The sequence below is a fragment of the Nocardiopsis sp. MG754419 genome (assembly GCF_018207095.1).
In the GTDB taxonomy this organism is placed as follows: domain Bacteria; phylum Actinomycetota; class Actinomycetes; order Streptosporangiales; family Streptosporangiaceae; genus Nocardiopsis.
Genome location: NZ_QOCZ01000055.1, coordinates 1 through 16,156 on the forward strand (window position 1 = coordinate 1; position 16,156 = coordinate 16,156).

13 protein-coding genes and 1 riboswitch are annotated in these 16,156 nt (G+C 70.6%); of the genes, 12 read left to right on the top strand and 1 reads right to left on the bottom strand.

From position 1 onward, the window contains the following. The 6 genes from DSY14_RS13015 to DSY14_RS13040 all read left to right on the top strand — a co-directional run. Positions 1–1,369 (top strand): MFS transporter (locus tag DSY14_RS13015; protein WP_211716790.1); only part of this gene is annotated, 1,369 nt, incomplete at its 5' end. An 86-nt stretch (positions 1,370–1,455) separates the two neighbouring features. Next, positions 1,456–3,159 carry a thiamine pyrophosphate-binding protein gene (locus DSY14_RS13020; RefSeq protein WP_211716791.1) on the top strand — a complete coding sequence of 568 codons (1,704 nt, stop codon included), beginning with the start codon at positions 1,456–1,458 and terminating at the stop codon, positions 3,157–3,159. 15 nt (positions 3,160–3,174) lie between these two features. Then, positions 3,175–4,404, top strand: coding sequence for a formyl-CoA transferase (gene frc / locus DSY14_RS13025; protein WP_211716792.1), 1,230 nt, complete (start codon positions 3,175–3,177; stop codon positions 4,402–4,404). A 4-nt stretch (positions 4,405–4,408) separates the two neighbouring features. Beyond that, a complete protein-coding gene (locus DSY14_RS13030) occupies positions 4,409–6,562 on the top strand; it encodes an acetate--CoA ligase family protein (RefSeq protein ID WP_211716793.1) in 2,154 nt (717 codons plus the stop codon). A 233-nt stretch (positions 6,563–6,795) separates the two neighbouring features. Beyond that, the gene (locus DSY14_RS13035; RefSeq protein WP_211716794.1) at positions 6,796–8,463 is read left to right on the top strand and encodes an Nramp family divalent metal transporter; all 1,668 of its coding nucleotides are present in this window, start codon (positions 6,796–6,798) and stop codon (positions 8,461–8,463) included. After that, positions 8,463–9,026 (top strand): hypothetical protein, encoded by a 564-nt coding sequence (locus DSY14_RS13040; RefSeq protein WP_211716795.1) that lies wholly within the window; start codon positions 8,463–8,465, stop codon positions 9,024–9,026. The genes DSY14_RS13035 and DSY14_RS13040 overlap by 1 nt, the downstream gene beginning before the upstream one ends. A gap of 88 nt (positions 9,027–9,114) precedes the next feature. On the opposite strand, the gene DSY14_RS13045 is transcribed toward DSY14_RS13040, so the two are convergent. After that, positions 9,115–9,429, bottom strand: a complete 315-nt coding sequence (locus DSY14_RS13045) for a multidrug efflux SMR transporter (RefSeq protein WP_211716796.1) — start codon at positions 9,427–9,429, stop codon at positions 9,115–9,117. A gap of 32 nt (positions 9,430–9,461) precedes the next feature. After that, positions 9,462–9,521: riboswitch (guanidine-III (ykkC-III) riboswitch) on the bottom strand. A 307-nt stretch (positions 9,522–9,828) separates the two neighbouring features. Here DSY14_RS13045 and DSY14_RS13050 point away from each other — a divergent pair. From DSY14_RS13050 to DSY14_RS13075, 6 genes are all read left to right on the top strand, one after another. After that, positions 9,829–10,242, top strand: coding sequence for a DUF485 domain-containing protein (locus DSY14_RS13050; RefSeq protein WP_211716797.1), 414 nt, complete (start codon positions 9,829–9,831; stop codon positions 10,240–10,242). A 17-nt stretch (positions 10,243–10,259) separates the two neighbouring features. Further along, positions 10,260–11,939: a cation acetate symporter gene (locus tag DSY14_RS13055; RefSeq protein WP_211716810.1), complete on the top strand. Its 1,680-nt coding sequence runs from the start codon at positions 10,260–10,262 to the stop codon at positions 11,937–11,939. Between the two features lie 281 nt (positions 11,940–12,220). Beyond that, complete coding sequence (locus DSY14_RS13060) at positions 12,221–13,234, top strand: sensor histidine kinase (RefSeq protein ID WP_211716798.1); 1,014 nt, start codon at positions 12,221–12,223, stop codon at positions 13,232–13,234. After that, positions 13,234–14,028, top strand: a complete 795-nt coding sequence (locus DSY14_RS13065) for a LytTR family DNA-binding domain-containing protein (protein WP_211716799.1) — start codon at positions 13,234–13,236, stop codon at positions 14,026–14,028. The genes DSY14_RS13060 and DSY14_RS13065 overlap by 1 nt, the downstream gene beginning before the upstream one ends. After that, the gene (locus DSY14_RS13070) at positions 14,025–14,432 is read left to right on the top strand and encodes a hypothetical protein (RefSeq protein ID WP_211716800.1); all 408 of its coding nucleotides are present in this window, start codon (positions 14,025–14,027) and stop codon (positions 14,430–14,432) included. The genes DSY14_RS13065 and DSY14_RS13070 overlap by 4 nt, the downstream gene beginning before the upstream one ends. Continuing rightward, the gene (locus tag DSY14_RS13075) at positions 14,429–16,084 is read left to right on the top strand and encodes a cation acetate symporter (protein ID WP_211716801.1); all 1,656 of its coding nucleotides are present in this window, start codon (positions 14,429–14,431) and stop codon (positions 16,082–16,084) included. The genes DSY14_RS13070 and DSY14_RS13075 overlap by 4 nt, the downstream gene beginning before the upstream one ends. Positions 16,085–16,156 lie beyond the last annotated feature (72 nt).

Here is a 16,156-nt window from a genome sequence, read left to right on the forward strand (position 1 = left end):
CCCCCAGCATCCACCGGTCACCCAGGTCCACGACTGGCGAGGACGGCGGTACACCGTCGGCCCCGACCCCCGAGAACTCATCGGACTCCCCCGATCCGCCCTGCTCGCGCGGGCCCTGGTGGCCGCCGCGGCCGTCGGCGTCCTACAGTTCGGCTACGGTGCCGCGCTCCCCACCCTGGTGGCCGCCCACGACTGGACCCTCACCCAGGCATGGCTCCCGTTCCTGGTCTGGGCCCTGGTCCAGGGCTCCTGCGCACCCTTGCCACGCCTGTTCCACGCCCGGGGCCTTCGGGGCCCGGGTACGGCGGTCGGCGTCGGGGCCGCCCTGTGCTCGGTGGCCGTGTTCACCCTCGGACACACCGCCGACCCCATGGTCGCGGTGCTCGCCTACGGCGTCGTCGGCGGTGTGGGCGCGGGGCTGGTCCACCACGCCTGCACGGACCTGGTCGCGGGGTGGTTCCCGGACCGGCACACCGTCCGCCTCGGTGCCGTGGGCGGGGCCTTCGCCCTGGGCGCGGTGCCCATCCTGCCCGCCATCGTCCTCGCGCTGACACCGGAGACCCTGCCCTGGGCCACCACGCTGCTCGCCCTGACCGTCCTCGCTCTGGGGCTGATCGGGGGCGTGGGGCAACGCCGGGCCCCGGACCGGTGGTGGCCCCCGGGGAGCGACCCGCGCACGGCGGCGCTGCGCCGAAGCGCCGACCCCCCGGCCGCACGGGACTTCACCGCCGGCCAGGCGTGGACGAGCGGCCATTCCCTGCCCGCACTGCACGTGATCGTGGCCCTGTCGGGGGCCACGGGACTGTTCACCCTCGCGACCCTGCCGACGATCCTGCCGAGCCGGGGGCACGACCCCACGACCGTCGCGGTCGCGGTGACCGTCTTCGCGCTGGCCGGCGGCCTGGGGCGGATCTGCGCGAGCGGCGCCGCCGAGCACACCGGCCGACGGCGCACCCTCGCCCTGCTCATGCTCGCGACGGCGCTCGGGGCGCTCCTGCTCGCCGCGGTCGCCCCGGCCGGCCCGACCGTCCTGGTGGTGGGGGCCGCGCTCGTGGTGGGGGCGGGCACCGGAGCGTGCTACCCCCTGACCCGGGCGATCACGGAGGGGCACTTCGGCTCGGACCCCGCCGCGGCCCTGCCGGGACTGGTCCACGGCTCCAAGGCGGTGGGGGGACTGCTGGGTGTGGGCGGGGCGATCGTGTTCCTGCCCTCGGCCCCGGCCGACGCCCTCCCCCTCGTCCTGGCCGGGGCCGCGGCACCCCCGGCCCTGGCGGCGCTCCTGGCCGCCCGACTGCGACGCCCGCTGCCGATCAGGACCCTTCCGAAGAACGGGGTCTGGACAGCGGAGCGACGGAGTGCTCCAATGTGATGCACACGGTATACAGTATCCGATCATCTCGCGACTTCGACCGTTCCTCCGGAAACCACCGCACGATGAAAGGGGTCGTCGCACCCATGGCCGACGGCAAGGCAACCACCGAATCCCACGACAGGACCACGATCTCCGGCGGCCACCTGGTGGCCAAAGCGCTCAAGGCCGAGGGTGTCGACGTCATCTACACGCTCTGCGGCGGCCACATCATCGACATCTACGACGGGTGCGCCGACGAGGGCATCGACGTGATCGACGTCCGCCACGAGCAGGTCGCCGCGCACGCCGCCGACGGCCACGCCCGGATCACCGGCAAGCCCGGCTGCGCGGTGGTGACCGCGGGCCCCGGCACCACGGACGCGGTCACCGGTATCGCCAACGCGTACCGCGCCGAGAGCCCGATGCTGGTCATCGGCGGTCAGGGCGCCCTCAGTCAGCACAAGATGGGGTCGCTCCAGGACCTGCCGCACGTCGACATGATCAGCCCGATCTCCAAGTTCGCCGCCACCGTCCCGCACACCGAACGCGTCGCCGACCTGGTCTCCATGGCCTTCCGGGAGGCCAACAACGGCGCCCCGGGCCCCGCCTTCCTGGAGATCCCCCGCGATGTCCTGGACGCCGACGTACCTGTGGAGAAGGCGCGGGTCCCGGAGGCCGGGCGCTACCGGGCCTCGACCCGTCAGGCCGGCGACCCCGCCGCGATCGAGCGGCTCGCCGAACTCATCGTCCGTTCGGAGCGGCCCAGCATCCTGCTCGGCAACCAGGTGTGGACCACCCGGGCCACCGACTCGGCCACCGACCTGGTCCGTTCGCTCAACATCCCCGCCTACATGAACGGCGCCGGCCGCGGCACGCTGCCCCCCGGCGACCCGCACCACTTCCAGCTCTCACGGCGCTACGCCTTCACCAACTCCGACCTGATCATCATCGTCGGCACCCCGTTCGACTTCCGGATGGGCTACGGCAAGAGGCTCTCCCCCGACGCCACCGTGGTGCAGATCGACCTCTCCTACGCCACCGTCGGCAAGAACCGCGACATCGACCTGGGCATCGTGGGCGACGCGGACGTCGTGCTGTCCTCGGTGCTCCAGGCCGCCTCCGGCTACGGGGACACCGGCGCCCAGGGCCGCAAGACCTGGCTGGAGGAGCTGCGCACCCAGGAACAGGCCGCCCGCGACAAGCGCGCGCACCTGCTGACCTCCGACTCCACGCCGATCCACCCCTACCGCCTGGTCAACGAGATCAACGAGTTCCTCACCGAGGACTCCATCTACGTCGGCGACGGCGGCGACGTCGTCACCTTCTCCGGACAGGTGGTCCAGCCGAAGTCCCCGGGCCACTGGATGGACCCCGGACCCCTGGGGACGCTGGGCGTGGGCGTGCCGTTCGTGATGGCGGCCAAGCACGCCCGGCCGGACAAGGAGGTCGTCGCCCTGTTCGGCGACGGGGCCTTCAGCCTCACCGGTTGGGACTTCGAGACCCTGGTCCGTTTCGATCTGCCCTTCGTCGGGATCATCGGCAACAACTCCTCGATGAACCAGATCCGCTACGGCCAGATCGCGAAGTACGGCGCCGACCGCGGCGAGATCGGCAACACCCTGGGCGACGTGCGCTACTCGGAGTTCGCCCGGATGCTCGGCGGCTACGGGGAGGAGGTGCGGGACCCGGCGGAGATCGCCCCGGCCCTGCGCCGCGCCCGCGAGTCCGGCAAGCCCTCGTTGATCAACGTCTGGATCGACCCCGAGGTCTACGCCCCCGGGACCATGAACCAGACGATGTACAAGTAGCCCGGAAGGAGAGTCATGGGCAAGGCACTCGACGGGGTCCGCGTCCTGGACATGACCCATGTCCAGTCGGGACCGTCCGCGACACAGATCCTCGCGTGGATGGGCGCCGACGTCGTCAAGGTGGAGGCGCCTTCCGGGGACATCACCCGGCGACAGCTCCGGGACCTGCCCGGGGTGGACAGCCTGTACTTCACGATGCTCAACTCCAACAAGCGCAGCATCACCCTGAACACCAAGAGCCCCGAGGGCAAGCGCATCTTCCTCGACCTGGTGCGCCGCAGCGACGTCCTCGTGGAGAACTTCGCCCCGGGCGCACTGGACCGCATGGGGTTCACCTGGGAGACGCTCTCCGAGGTCAACCCCCGGCTCGTCTACGCCTCGATCAAGGGGTTCGGTCCCGGCGCCTACGCCGACTTCAAGGCCTACGAGGTGATCGCCCAAGCCATGGGCGGCTCCATGAGCACCACCGGCTTCGAGGACGGGCCACCCCTGGCCACGGGCGCGCAGATCGGTGACTCGGGCACAGGAATGCATACAGTGGCCGGTATCCTCGCGGCGCTGTACCAACGTGTCCACACCGGTCGGGGACAACGCGTCCAGGTGGCGATGCAGGACGCGGTGCTCAACCTGTGCCGCGTCAAGCTGCGCGACCAGCAGCGTCTGACCCACGGTCCGCTCTCGGAGTACCCCAACGACGACTTCTCCGACGAGGTCCCCCGCTCCGGCAACGCCTCCGGTGGGGGGCAGCCCGGCTGGGCCGTGCGCACGGCCCCCGGCGGCCCGAACGACTACGTCTACGTCATCATCCAGCCGACGGGCTGGGCGCCCATCGCCCGCCTGATCGGCCGTCCCGAACTCGTCGACGACCCCGAGTGGTCCACGCCCGAGGCCCGGTTGGACAAGCTCGACAAGGCGTTCGCCCTGATCGAGGAGTGGTCCCGGGAACAACCCAAGTGGGACGTGCTGGCCGCGCTCAACGAGCACAACATCCCCTGCGGACCGATCCTGTCCACCCGGGAGATCATCGAGGACCCCACCCTCCGCGAGAACGGGGTCGTCGCCGAGGTCGACCACCCCGAACGCGGCACCTACCACACCGTGGCCTCGCCCATCCGCCTGTCGGACTCGCCGGTGGACGTCGCCCGTTCCCCCCTGCTCGGAGAGCACAACAGCGACATCTACCGCGACGAGTTGGGCCTCGCCCCCGAGGAACTCGACGAGCTCGCATCGAACGGAGTGATCTGAGCGCATGGCCGTCTACACCCCCGAGCGATCCGACCGCGACCAGAGCGCGGTCCGCGAGGTCATCGACCGTGCCAGGGCCGAGGGCCGCACCGCACTCACCGCGCCCGAGAGCCGGGTGCTCGCCGACGCCTACGGCATCCCCGTCCCCGGAGAGGCGCTGGCCGGCAGCGCGGAGGAGGCCGCCGCGCTCGCCGCGGAACTGGGCTTCCCCGTGGCCGCCAAGATCGTCTCGCCCGACATCCTGCACAAGACCGACGCCGGCGGCGTCGAGATCGGTCTGAACAGCGCCGCGGACGTAGCCGGAGCCTTCGAGCGCATCACCGCCAACGCCCGCGCGCACGATCCCGACGCCCGGATCGACGGCGTGCAGATCCAGCAGATGGTCGACGGCGGACTGGAGGTGCTGATCGGCGCCACCACGGACCCCACGTTCGGCAAGGTCGTGGTGTTCGGGCTGGGCGGTGTCCTGGTGGAGGTCCTGAAGGACGTCTCCTTCCGTCTCGCACCGGTGACCCGGGAGGAGGCGCTCGAACAGGTCGAGGACATCCGCGCCGCCGTGGTGTTGTCCGGGGTGCGCGGCGGCGAACCCGTGGACAAGGGCGCCCTGGCCGACCTGGTGGTCCGGTTGTCCGAACTCGTCTCGGACTTCCCCGAGATCGCCGAGGCCGACCTGAACCCGGTCTTCGCCTCGGCGACCGGCGCCATCGCGGCCGACCTGCGCTTCGTCCTGGACTTCGACCCCGCCGAAGGGCCCCACAAGTTCACCCGGGAGGAGATCCTGACGGCGATGGAGCGTGTCTTCAAGCCGCGCTCCATCGCCGTCATCGGAGCCTCCAACGAGGCGGGCAAGATCGGGAACTCCGTCATCCGCAACATCGTGGACGGTGGCTTCGAGGGCGGCATCCACCCGATCAACCCCAAGTCGCCGGAGGTCAACGGCCTCCCCTCCTACAAGTCGATCACCGACGTGCCCGGGGACGTGGACGTCGCGGTCTTCGCCATCCCGGCCAGGTTCGTGGTGAAGGCGTTGGAGGAGGCCGGCCGCAAGGGCGTGGCCGGGGCCATCCTCATCCCCTCCGGTTTCGCCGAGACCGGGGAGCAGGAGCTCCAGGACGAGGTGCTGGCCACCGCGCGGCGGCACGGGGTCCGGATCCTGGGCCCCAACATCTACGGGTACTACTACACGCCGCAGAAGCTGTCGGCGACCTTCTGCACCCCCTACGACGTGGCCGGCGGCACCGCCCTGACCTCGCAGTCCGGCGGCATCGGGATGGCGATCCTGGGCTACAGCCGCAGCACCCGGACGGGGGTGTCGGCGATCGTGGGGGTGGGCAACAAGGCCGACATCGACGAGGACGACCTCCTCACCTTCTTCGGTCAGGACGAGAACACCAACGCGGTCGCGATGCACCTGGAGGACCTCAAGGACGGCCGCGCCTTCGTGGCCGCCGCCCGCGAGGTCGTGCCGAAGAAACCGGTCGTGGTGCTCAAGGCCGGCCGGACCTCGGCGGGGGCCCGCGCCGCCGGTTCGCACACCGGCGCGCTCGCCGGGGACGACAAGGTCTACGACGACATCCTGCGCCAGGCCGGCGTGGTCCGCGCGCCCGGCCTGACCGAGTTGTTGGAGTACGGCCGCGCCTTACCGGTCCTGCCGGCCCCGACCGGGGAGAACATCGTCATCATCACCGGTGCGGGCGGTTCGGGCGTGCTCCTGTCGGACGCCGTGGTCGACAACGGCATGTCGCTCTTCGAGATCCCCCCGGACCTGGACGAGGCCTTCCGTGCCTTCATCCCGCCCTTCGGGGCGGCCGGGAACCCGGTGGACATCACCGGGGGCGAACCGCCCTCGACCTACGAGAAGACCATCCGTCTGGGCCTGGAGGACCCCAGGGTGCACTCCCTCGTCCTCGGTTACTGGCACACGATCGTCACCCCTCCGTTGGTCTTCGCCGACGTCGTGATCGACGTGGTGAGCAAGGCCCGGGCCGCGGGTATCGACAAGCCGGTGGTGGCCTCCCTGTCGGGTGACACCGAGGTGGAGGCGGCGAGTCGCAGGCTGTTCGACCACGGGATCGTCGCCTACCCGTACACGACCGAGATGCCCGTGAAGGTCCTGGGCGCGAAGTACCGCTGGGCCCGGGCCGCAGGGCTACTCTGACCGGGTGACCGGTCGGCGTCCCGTACGCCGGCCGGACCGGACCACCGCGCGTCCGCGCACGTGCCCGACGGCCTTGGAGCCGCCGCCGCAAGGCCGTCGGGCCCCGACCACCGCGGCCACAGCCACGTCCCGCCGCGGCGACCCGTCCGTACCGACCAAGGAGGTGCCGGCAGTACCGGGGGCGACATGCGAACCACCGACTCGCATCCGCACACCCTCCAGGGAGTTCCACCATGGATTCCTCGCGTCCCGACCCCGGCGACAACCCGACGAACGACCCGGCACCGTCCGGGACCCGACGACCCCACATCCCCTCTCCCCGCACTCCGCACCCCGCCGAATCCGACGTTCCCGCGGTCGCCGGTGTCTCCGCCGGCGACGGCGTCCCCGTCACCGAGGCACCACCCGACTCCGAGGCACCACCCGACACCGACCCCACGCGGACCGCGCAGGCAGAGGAGGAGCGTTACTGGAAGGCGGGCCGGCTGGAGCCGATGCCCATCCGGAAGCTGCCCAAGGCGCCTCCGTCCATCCACATCCTCGGCCCCACCGTGTTCCTCGTGGCCCTGGGCGTGGGCATGGGCGAGTCCTACATGTGGCCCAGGCTGGTCCTCGTCTTCGGCCCCGAGATCCGGTGGCTGTTCCTCATCGGCGTCTCGCTCCAGGCCGTGGTCATGCTGGAGATGTCGCGCTACGCCATGGCCACGGGCGAGAGCATCTTCTACGGCGCGGCACGTGTGTTCAAGCCGCTGATGTGGTTCTTCTTCGTCACGGCGATCCTCGTCTACATCTGGCCGGGACACCTGTCCGCGGGCGCCTCGGCGTTCGAGAAGGTGACCGGTGTCCCCTGGCAGATCACCGCCGTCGCGGGCATGCTCCTGGTCGGGGTGGTGTTCACCCTCGCCAAGGTCATCTACAACCTGCTGGAGAACGTGCTGTCGATCTGTATCGGCCTGCTGGTGGTCGGTACCTCGGTGGTCGCGGCGATGGTCGGCAACCTGTCCGACCTCACCTCCACCGTGACCGGGATGTTCGCGTTCGGCTATCTCCCGGACGAGGCGATGACGGCGGCCTGGTTCCCGATCATCGTCGGGTCGATCGCCTTCGCCGGCCCTTCGGGGATGCAGCAGATGTGGTACACCCTGCACCTGCGCGACAAGGGGGCGGGCATGGGCGCGCACATCCCCCAGATCCGTGGTCTGCGGCACGCCGGGGACCAGGAGGCCATGCCCTCGCGCGGCTTCATGTTCGACACCTCCGACCCGGAGGAGATGGAGAAGTGGCGAGGCTGGCGCCGTTGGGTGTCCTTCGACGCCATGGTGCTGTTCTGGGGCATCACGATGTTGGTGACGGTCTCCTTCACGGTGCTGGCGCAGTCGGCGGCGCGTTTCGACCCGCAGGTGGCCGAACTGATCCGGGCCGGTGACCGCGACGCGTCGCTCGACGCGATGGCGGGGGCCTTCTCCGCGGCCGGGAGCCCCGTCCTCGGCACGGTGTTCTTCCTCTTCATCGCGTTGATCGGTATCAACGCGACGCTCGGACTGTTCGACTCCTTCTCCCGCGGCCAGGCCGACATGACCTACAACTTCGTGCCCGGCGCGAAGAAGATGGGCATGGCGAAGCTCTACGGAATGTTCCTGTGGGGCCTCATCGCGTTCGGCATCGTCATCCTGCTGTTCGGGCCCGCCGACGGTCCGGCGGCGATCCTGGACGTGCTGGCGTTCCTGTCGGCGTTCGCGATGGGCGCCTACTGCGTGGTGCTGCTGCTGGTCAACAACCTCACGCTGCCCAGGCCCATCCGTCCCGGGATCGTCTCCAACGCCCTCATCGCCTTCGCCGCGCTGTTCTACCTCGGGGCGCTGTTCTTCTCCCTGTTCGCCTTCGGGGTGGTGGTGGGCTGATGGGCGCTCCGGTCTCCCTCCGTGCCGAGGGCACCCTCCTGCACCACCTGGAGATGGCGGCGCCCGGCGCGCTCATCGGCGCCGTGGCCGGCCTGTTCGCCATGGGCGTCGGGATGATGGCGGGGCTGCCCCCGGCCCTCACCGGCACCGTCGCGCTGGCATTGGGCGGCCCGCTCGCCCTGCTGGGCGCGGTCTACTGCGTCCTGCTGGCACGCGACGTGTTCCCCGTCGGCGCGGTGGCGCCCCTGGCCCTGTACTGGCTGGTGGGTTTTCCGCTCGCCCGACTGTTCGACTCCCACGCGGTGGCGTGGGTGATGGGCGGGCCCGCCCTGCGCGAGCCGCTGTTGTCGTTCCTCGCGCTCCAGGCCATGCTGAGCTTCGGCTTCACCATCGGTTTCCTGTGGCTGCACGAGCGGATCGCACCGCACTGGCTGTTGCGGATCCGCGGGCACAACCCGGTGGCGGAGGCGCTCTTCCAGCGTTACCTGGTGCACGCCGTGCACATGGACCGCCGGCGCGCCGAGCGTCGCGCCCGCCGAGGGCGGCCGGGGTCGCCCGCCTGACCGGCCACGGCGGGCGGACGGTCCCCGACCGTGACGGCCGAGGTCTCGGTGGAGCGCTCCACCGGGGCCTCGGCCGTGGGTTCGAGGGTCAGCTCAGCACCTTGAGGCCGACCACTCCCGCGACGATGGCGATGAGGCACAACGCCTTGGGCAGGCTGAAGCCCTCGCCGAGGAAGAGGGCACCGACCAGGGCGGTACCGACCACGCCGATGGACACCCAGACGGCGTACCCGGTGCCGAGCGGAATCGTGCGGAGCGCGTAGGCCAGGCCGGCCATGCTCAACGTCAGGGTGACGACGAAGGTCACCGACGGCCACAGGCGGGAGAACCCCTGCGAGGCGGTGAGCGCCGCCGCCCACGCGGTCTCCAGCAGACCCGAGATCACCAGAACGAGCCAGGCCATGCCCTGCCACCTCCACGAACGTAGGGAACACATCCGCGCCGTCTTGTCATGACCGGGTACGGCGCACCTCGTCCGGAGCCCACAGGCTCTCGCACGAGACGACGGCCCCGTGCGCGGGGGTCGTCCGGGCCACGCGGAGGGGTCGGACACCACCGGGCCGCACTGCCATCGGCCCTGGACACGACCATCCGGCGACCGTTCGTCGTGTATCCGGACCGTTCGTCGCACGGTGGGCGACCGCTCGACGCTCCGCACCCGCGTTCGGCGCGCACTCCGGCCCGCCCTCTGCCCCCTGTGAGTGTCGCTCCTTACAGTTCCGAGTAATACAGGTCACACCACCGAAACGCGCACGTAACCGCGTCACCGTCCCCGCCCATCCCCCCGGAGGTAACGAGCAGCATGGCCACCCAACCGTCGCCGTCGGCCAAGGACCCGACGCCGACCAACCAAGCGGACGAGGCACCCGCCGCCGAGCCCATTCCGTCCGAGGCGGTGATCGCCATGCACAGCGACCCCCGCTTCCTGCGTCTGCGGCGCACCCTCTTCATCTTCGTGTTCCCGATGACCGCGGCCTTCCTGGTCTGGTACGCGCTCTACGTCGTGCTGTCGGGCTTCGCGCGCGACTTCATGGCCATCGAGGTGGCGGGCGGCGTCAACATGGCGCTCCTGTTCGGGCTGCTCCAGTTCCTCACCACCTTCGGGATCGCGATCCTCTACTCCTGGTACGCCCGCAAGAAGTTCGACCCGCTCTCCTACGAGTTGCGTGACGAACTGCTGGGCCTGAACGACACGAAGGCGGAGGAGACCAAGTGATCCTCTCGACCGGACTCATGCTCGCCGACGAGGCCGCGGTGAGCGGGGCCAGCCGGACCATCACGATGGTCCTGTTCCTCATCACCATCGCGGGCACCCTGGCCATCACCGCCTGGGCGAACAAACGGACCCACACCGCCACGGACTTCCACTCCGGTGGTCGCGGGTTCACCGCCACCCAGAACGGCTTCGCCATCGCCGGTGACTACATGTCCGCGGCGTCCTTCCTCGGTATCGCGGGCACCATCGCGCTCTTCGGCTACGACGGCTTCCTGTACTCCATCGGGTTCCTCGTCGCCTGGCTGATCGCGCTGCTGCTCGTCGCCGAGATGCTCCGCAACTCCGGCCGCTTCACCATGGGCGACGTGCTGTCCTACCGGATGCGACAGCGCCCCATCCGTACCGCGGCCGCGGTGTCCACGCTGACGGTGTCGATCTTCTACCTGATCGCGCAGATGGTCGGCGCCGGCGCCCTCATCGCCCTGCTCCTGGGCATCCAGGGCGACCAGACCTACCTCGGCATGTCCGGTGACGTCGCCAAGATCATGGGCATCGTCGTGGTCGGCCTGCTGATGGTCATCTACGTGACCTTCGGCGGCATGAAGGGCACCACCTGGGTGCAGATCGTCCAGGCCGCCTTCCTCATGATCAGCGTCGCCTTCCTCGTGGTGCTGACCCTGTCGATCTACGGCTTCAACTTCGGCGCGCTGATGGACGCCGCGGCCACGTCGAGCGGCAAGGGCGAGGCGTTCCTGCAGCCCGGTCAGGTCTACGGGGTCGAGGTCGCGGGCGACCCGATCCAGACCATGTGGAACAAGCTGGACCTGATCAGCCTCGGCATGGCACTGGTCCTGGGTACCGCCGGTCTGCCGCACATCCTCATCCGCTTCTACACGGTCCCGGACTCCACCACCGCCCGTAAGTCCGTCAACTGGGGCATCGGCCTCATCGGCGTCTTCTACCTGATGACCCTGGTGCTGGGCTTCGGGGCCGCGGCGCTGGTCGGACACGAGACGATCTCCGAACAGAACCCGGCGGGCAACACCGCCGCACCGATGCTCGCCGAAGCGGTCGGCGCCAACATCGGCGGGTCGATGTTCGCCTCGATCATGCTGGCGGTCATCGCGTCGGTGGCGTTCGCGACCATCCTCACGACGGTCGCCGGTCTGACCATCGCCTCCTCCTCGTCCCTGGCGCACGACTTCTACAACTCCGTGATCCGCAAGGGCAAGGCCACCGGCGCCGAGGAGGTCAAGGTCGCCCGGGTCGTCACCTGGTTCGTCGGCCTGGTCGCCATCGTGCTGGCGGTGTTCGCGCAGAACCTCAACGTGGCCTTCCTGGTCTCGCTGGCGTTCGCCATCGCGGCCTCCGCCAACCTGCCCACCCTGATGCTCAGCCTGTTCTGGAAGCGCTTCAACACCACCGGCGCCCTCGCGGGTATCTACGGTGGTCTGATCAGCGCCGTGGGCCTCGTGTTCTTCTCCCCGGTCGTCTCCGGGTCGGAGAGCGCGCTCATCCCGGACGTCGACTTCGCGTGGTTCCCGCTGCCCAACCCGGCCCTGGTGTCGGTGCCGCTGGGTCTGCTCTGCGCGATCGTCGGTACCTACATGTCCAAGGAACGCGACTTCGAGAAGTTCGCGATGCTCCAGGTCCGTGCCCTCACCGGCGCGGGCGCGGAGAAGGCCTCCGAGCACTAGACGGAACCGCAGGCCCCGTCCCGGCCCCCTCGTCAGCCGCGCACGGGGGCCACGCACGGAACACGGAGGTGTTCGGTCTCCGTCCGTGCGGCCCGGCCCGTCACCCCTTCCTCCCGGGGTGGCGGGCCTTCCACATGAACCCTCGGGGAAGGTGGCCCGCGCGACGTGACCGTTGACACATTTTACGGGGATAAGATCAGTGCGTGTCTTATCGGTGGCTGTCGTGGCTTTCCCCCACCCGGCGCCCCACGTCCTCTGAACGCCGGGCGAGCGTCGCGTTGATGCGCCAGGTCCACGCTCTGGGGGTCGACCTCCAGGACGGGTTGCACGGCCGCGGCGTGGGCGCGGCCGCCCGACGGCTGCGCGCGATCCTGGCCGTGGACGGCGTCCTGTTGGCCGACCTGGACGGCCCGGTCACCTCGCACGGCGCCCGCCCCGACGACGAGGAGATCGACGGCGTCCTGGCCCAGGTCTTCGAGTACGGCGGCAGCGCCCGCACCCGTCGCGCCGACGGCACCTCGATCTGCGCGGTCCCCCTGCACGTCGCCGACGAACTCACCGGCGCCTTGGTGGCCCTGGGCGAGCCGGTGGAGTCCGACGTCGAGGCCGCCGCGGCACTGGTCTCCGACAGCCTGGACCACGCCGCCCTGCGGCGGGCCCGGGCCCGCATCGCCGCGGCCGACCTGCGGACCCTGCGCGCCCAGATCTCCCCGCACTTCATGCACAACTCCCTCGCCGTCATCGCGGCGCTGGTGCGCACCGACCCCGACCGTGCCCGGCAGCTGCTCTCCGACTTCGCCGACTACCTGCGCTACGGGTTCTCCGACAAGGGCGACTACGCGACGGTCGCCGACGAACTGGAGGCCACCCAGACCTACCTCGAACTCCAGCGGGCCCGTTTCCACGACCGGTTGGACATCACCGTGCGGATGGCGCCGGAGGTGCTGCCCGTGGCCATCCCCTTCCTGGTGGTGCAGCCGATCGTGGAGAACGCGATCCGGCACGGTCTGGAGCGCAAGGAGGGGCGGGGGCACATCAGCGTGTCCGGTTTCGGCGAGGGTCCGCTCTGTGTCATCGAGATCGAGGACGACGGCGTGGGCATGCACCCGGAGCTGGCGCGCGCGCTGCTGGCGGGCACCGGGCCGGAGGCCCGCAGCGTCGGTCTGGCCAACGTCGACCAGCGGCTGCGGGCGGTCTACGGGCCCGAGTACGGTCTGGTGATCGAGACCGCGCTGGGAGAAGGAACGAAGGTGACCGTGCGCGTACCCAGGTTCGCACCCGGGGTGGTGGTGTGATGAAGCCCGAACTCCGTGTCCTCGTCGTGGAGGACGAGGCCTCGACCCGCCAGGAGATGGCCTCGCTGCTCGGTGACATGCCCGAGGTGGCGGAGGTGCTGGTGGCCTCGAACGGTGCCTCGGCGGTGCGGCTGCTGGGCACGACCAGCATCGACGCCGCCTTTCTCGACATCCTCATGCCCGGGTTGGACGGCATGGACGTGGCCCGGGTGCTCAGCGTGATGTCCGAACCGCCGTCGATCGTGTTCGTGACGGCGTCCGAGGCGCACGCGGTGGAGGCCTTCGGGATCGGCGCGGTGGACTACCTGCTCAAGCCGATCCGCCCCGAGCGGCTGGCCGAGGCCGTGGGCCGGATCGCTCAGCTGCGCGACGCCGGCGGTGGCTCCTCGCCCGCCGAGGACCTGCACGTGGTGCAGATCGACACCGGCCGGCGCACCGTGTTCGTCAAACGCGACGAGGTGCAGTTCGTGGAGGCGCAGGGCGACTACGTGCGGCTGCACACCGCCGACGGCACCCACCTGATCCGCCTGTCGCTGTCGTACCTGGAGGAGGTGTGGGCCTCGGCCGGGTTCGTCCGGGTGCACCGCGGCTTCCTCATCGCCATCCCGTGGGTGCGGGACCTGAGGGTGACCTCCTCCTCCGGTCTGGTGGCCGGGACCCCGGCCGGGGACGTGCCGGTGAGCCGTCGTCACGGCCGTCACCTGCGCGCCCAGTTGCTGGAGGCCGCCAAGCGCGACCAACTCGGCCGCTCGGCGACCGGACGCGCACCGGGGTCGGCCAAGGAGCAGCCGTGAGCCCGCGGCGGGAGAAGCTCACCAGTCCCCAGACGAGGATCGCCCTGGCCCGGGGCAACCGGCCGGTCCAGCACCTGCAACCCGTACCCGAACCCGTGGACACCGAGGCGGCCCGCACCCTGTTCCGGGCACAGCGGCGCAACGCCGTGCGCACGGTGGCGGTGCTCGCCGTGCTGTTGTTCGGGCTGAGCGGCGCGTTCGCCCTGTTCCCCGTGCTCGGTGACCTGCGGTGGGCGGAGGTGCCGATCTCCTGGCTTCTGTTGACCGTGGCGATCTACCCCGCCCTGTTCGGGCTGGCGCTGTGGCACGTGCGGTCGGCCGAACGCCTCGAGGACCGGGCCGAGGCCGCCGGTCGGGCGGGCTCCGACGACCGGCCGCACGGCCGTGCTGACGGGCCCCCATGACCGCGTCGGTCCTGGCCATCGGCCTAGTGCTCGTCACGAGCCTGGTCATCGGGGTGTACGGGGTGCGGGCCGCGCGGTCCACCTCCGACTTCCTGGTGGCCTCGCGTCGGGTCTCCCCCAACTGGAACGCCCTGGCGATCGCCGGCGAGTACCTGTCCGCCGCCTCCATGCTCGGCCTGGCCGGCCTGCTGCTGAAGAACGGCCTGGGCACCATGTGGTACGCGGTGGGGTTCACCGCCGGGTACGTGGTCGTGGTCGCGCTGGTCGCGGGGCCGATGCGACGCTCGGGCGCCTTCACCGTGCCGGACTTCGCCGAGTACCGGCTGGGCGCGCCCCGTCTCCGCAAACTGTGCGGCTGTGTGGTGCTGGTGATCATGCTGCTGTACCTGGTCCCGCAGTTCAAGGGGGCCGGGGTGGTCCTGAGCCTGGTCAGCGGCACCCCCTACTGGGTGGGTGTGGTGCTGGCGGGTGTGGTGGTGAGCGGTTCCATCGCGGCCGGCGGCATGCGTTCGGCCACCTACGTCCAGGCCTTCCACTACGTCGTCAAGCTCGCGTTCCTGGCGGTTCCGGCGATCTACCTGGTGGTGCACGCCGGCGCCGACACCCGCGCCGAGGCGCTGCACCCCGAGTGGGGGACGCACTTCCCGCAGACCACACCGGTGGAGTTCACCGTCGCCACCGACTTCACCCTGGACGAACCGGTCACCGTGATCGCCGCCGACGGAGCGGAGGTGGAGCTGGCCGCGGGCGATCACTCCGTGGCCTCGGGCACCGAGTACGTCTTCCCCGAGGGCGCGACCATCCCGCACCCGGCCGGTCTGCCGGAGTTGGGCAGTGAACGGTGGAGCACCCCCCTGCTGGACGTGGGCGGCTACCCGTTGTTCGAGACCTGGTCGACGTTGCTGGCCATCACCCTGGGCTGTATGGGTCTGCCGCACGTGATCATGCGGTTCCACACCAGCCCCACGGCGCGGATCGCCCGTCGTGTGGCCGTCGGCGTGATCGCCCTGTTGGGCCTGTTCTACCTGTTCCCCACCGTGTACGGCCTGCTGGGCCGGGTGCTCACCCCGCACCTGGTGATGTTGCAGGGCACGGACACGGTGGCCGTGGTGCTGCCCGCCCAGGCGGTGCCGGGTTCGGTGGGGACCCTGCTCACCGCGATGGTCGCCGCCGGGGCCTTCGGCGCCTTCCTGTCCACCTCGTCCGGCCTGCTGCTGGCCCTGGCCGGGGGGCTCTCGCACGACCTGTTCCAGGGCAGCGTGCCCCGCCTGCGCCTGGCGGTCGCGGTCGGTGCCTGCGTGGCCGTCCTCCTGGCGCTTCCGGCCCAGATGATCGACATCAACGTGCTGGTGGTGTGGGCGTTCACGGTGGCCGCGTCCACCTTCTGCCCCCTGCTGGTGCTGGGGATCTGGTGGCGCCGGCTGACGCTGCCGGGGGCCGCCGCCGGGCTGACCGTGGGCGGGCTGACCGCGACCGGAGCGGTGGGATGGTCCATTCTGTTGCCGACCCCGGCCGGGTGGCTGACCGTCCTGCTCGCCCAGCCGGCCGCCTGGACGATCCCGCTGGCCTTCGTGACCATGATGGTCGTCTCCCGGTTCACCCGTCCCCCGGAGTGGGCCGAGCACGCCGTCCTGCGCCTGCACTCGCCCTGAGCGAGGCGCCCCCGGGTGCCCGTACCACCGCCGGGCCGACGACCTTGGCCGCCGGCCGGCCCCGTTGGTACG

Coding starts and splice junctions, on each gene's coding strand:
- DSY14_RS13065 (WP_211716799.1), top strand. CDS start 13,234: ATGAAGCCCGAACTCCGTGTCCTCGTCGTGGAGGACGAGGCCTCGACC.
- DSY14_RS13045 (WP_211716796.1), bottom strand. CDS start 9,429: ATGGCCTGGCTCGTTCTGGTGATCTCGGGTCTGCTGGAGACCGCGTGG.
- DSY14_RS13055 (WP_211716810.1), top strand. CDS start 10,260: ATGCTCGCCGACGAGGCCGCGGTGAGCGGGGCCAGCCGGACCATCACG.
- DSY14_RS13050 (WP_211716797.1), top strand. CDS start 9,829: ATGGCCACCCAACCGTCGCCGTCGGCCAAGGACCCGACGCCGACCAAC.
- DSY14_RS13060 (WP_211716798.1), top strand. CDS start 12,221: ATGCGCCAGGTCCACGCTCTGGGGGTCGACCTCCAGGACGGGTTGCAC.
- DSY14_RS13020 (WP_211716791.1), top strand. CDS start 1,456: ATGGCCGACGGCAAGGCAACCACCGAATCCCACGACAGGACCACGATC.
- DSY14_RS13075 (WP_211716801.1), top strand. CDS start 14,429: ATGACCGCGTCGGTCCTGGCCATCGGCCTAGTGCTCGTCACGAGCCTG.
- frc (WP_211716792.1), top strand. CDS start 3,175: ATGGGCAAGGCACTCGACGGGGTCCGCGTCCTGGACATGACCCATGTC.
- DSY14_RS13035 (WP_211716794.1), top strand. CDS start 6,796: ATGGATTCCTCGCGTCCCGACCCCGGCGACAACCCGACGAACGACCCG.
- DSY14_RS13030 (WP_211716793.1), top strand. CDS start 4,409: ATGGCCGTCTACACCCCCGAGCGATCCGACCGCGACCAGAGCGCGGTC.
- DSY14_RS13040 (WP_211716795.1), top strand. CDS start 8,463: ATGGGCGCTCCGGTCTCCCTCCGTGCCGAGGGCACCCTCCTGCACCAC.